At 33.9% G+C, this 2,108-nt stretch carries 2 protein-coding genes; both read left to right on the top strand.

The annotated features are described in order from the left end of the window. Window position 1: 1 nt before the first annotated feature. Window positions 2-1,735: an ABC transporter ATP-binding protein gene (locus ENO17_00125; protein ID HER23463.1), complete on the top strand. Its 1,734-nt coding sequence runs from the start codon at window positions 2-4 to the stop codon at window positions 1,733-1,735. Further along, window positions 1,732-2,108: ABC transporter ATP-binding protein (locus ENO17_00120; GenBank protein ID HER23462.1), on the top strand; the 377-nt coding region annotated here is incomplete at its 3' end. The genes ENO17_00125 and ENO17_00120, both read left to right, overlap by 4 nt.

The raw sequence follows: 2,108 nt of genomic DNA, 5'->3' as shown, positions 1-2,108 counted from the left end.
CATAATAGGGGTTATGGTTTTTGTTTTTTTACAATCTCTTTCGGAATTATATTTGCCTACACTTATGTCAGATATTGTGGATACAGGGGTGGTCAACGAAGATATTAACTATATTATAAGAATTGGAGGATGGATGATCCTGATTGCTATCATTGCAATGATTAGCTCCGTTTTAGGAAGCTACCTGGCAGCTAAAACAGCAACCGGATTTGCAAGAGATCTTCGAACAAAAGTGTTTAGTAAAGTAGAAAGTTTTTCCTTGGAAGAATTTGATGAAAAAGGGACAGCCTCCCTTATCATTAGAACAACCAACGATATTACTCAAATTCAGCAGTTAGCAATAATCATGCTTAGAATGTTCTTAAGAGCACCTTTGCTTTTTGTTGGTGGTATTATTATGGCTGTTTTAAAAGACGCTAAATTATCATTGATTCTTGTATTTATTTTACCGATTTTAACTATTATCATTTTTTTCATTGCCAATAAAAGTATGTCTCTTTTTAAATCAATGCAAATTAAATTAGATAAACTTAATTTAGTTCTTCGAGAATATTTAACCGGTATACGGGTTATTCGAGCATTTAATCGGGAAGCTTCTGAAAAGAAAAAATTCCATAAGGCCAATCTTGATTTAACAGAAACTGCGAAAAAAGTCAACATACTGATGGCTATTTTAATGCCTTTAATGATGCTAATTCTTAATTTGGCAATTGTAGCTATTATTTGGTTTGGAAGTATACGAATCAATAATAGTGGCATGCAAGTTGGAGATTTGATGGCATTTATTCAATATGCATCACAGATTATGTTTTCTTTAATTATGGTGTCCATGATGTTTATTATGGTTCCTCGAGCATCGGTATCTGCTATTCGAATTAATGAAGTTTTAGATGTCGAGCCAAAAATAAAGGATACAATAATACCCGAGGAGAGCAAATTAAAAATTGAAAGTGAGATTAAATCACAAGGTAATCTATCTGAAAAAGACAAAAGAGGTTATCTTGAATTTGATAAGGTTAGCTTCTGTTATCGGGGTGCGGAAGAGCCGGTTATTAAAAAAATTTCTTTTAAGGCTAACCCTGGTGAATTGACCGCAATTATTGGAAGCACAGGTTCTGGAAAATCGACATTAATAAATCTTATACCAAGATTTTATGACGTAACATCGGGTCGTATTTTAGTTGATGGAGTTGATATACGAGAATTAACTCAAGAAAAATTACGTGCTAAGATCGGATTAGTTCCTCAAAAAGCTGTTCTTTTTACAGGAACTATTGCAGAAAATATTAGCTTTGGGAACAATAACCTATCTCGTGATGAAATAATAAGAGCAGCCGAGATTGCTCAAGCCTCAGAATTTATCTCTACCATGGGACAAACTTATAATTCTCAAATTGCACAAGGCGGAACCAATATTTCAGGGGGGCAGAAACAAAGACTGGCGATTGCAAGAGCTTTGGCCAAACATCCTGAAATCTATATTTTTGATGATAGTTTTTCTGCCCTTGATTTTAAAACAGAGGCAAAATTACGGGCAGCAATAAAAAAAGAAACAAAAAACGATACAGTTTTAATTATTGCCCAACGAGTGACCACAGTAATGAGTGCAGATCAAATTATTGTTTTAGATGAGGGTAAAATTGTGGGTATAGGTAAACACCTGAACTTAATCAAAACCTGCAAAGTCTATAGGGAAATCGTGGCTTCACAACTCTCGGAAGAGGAATTAGTATGAGTGAAAAAGATATAAAAGCAGGACCGCCAATTAGAGGATTAGGTCGTGGACCCGGAAGTCATAGAAGTATGGCTATGCCGATAGAAAAAGCCAAAGATTTTAGAGGGACATTAAAACGGTTACTCGATTATTTGAAACCTTATCGAGTTAAGCTTATTATTACTTTTTTGGCGGCTATAGCCAGTACATTTTTTAATATCATCAGTCCAAAAATTATGGGACGAGTAACCACTAAATTATTTGAAGGTTTCCTCCTAAAAACGAAAAATGTGCCCAATGCAGCCATTGATTTTAATTATATTTTAAATATTATTTTCATCTTAATCGGGTTATATGTCCTCAGTGCTATATTTAATTATATTCAACAATATAT

The sequence above is a fragment of the Candidatus Atribacteria bacterium genome (genome assembly GCA_011056645.1).
Taxonomy (GTDB): Bacteria; Atribacterota; Phoenicimicrobiia; order Phoenicimicrobiales; family Phoenicimicrobiaceae; genus Sediminicultor; species Sediminicultor quartus.
The sequence above is the reverse complement of the archived record's forward strand: the minus strand, read 5'-3'. Positions and strand labels throughout refer to the sequence as shown.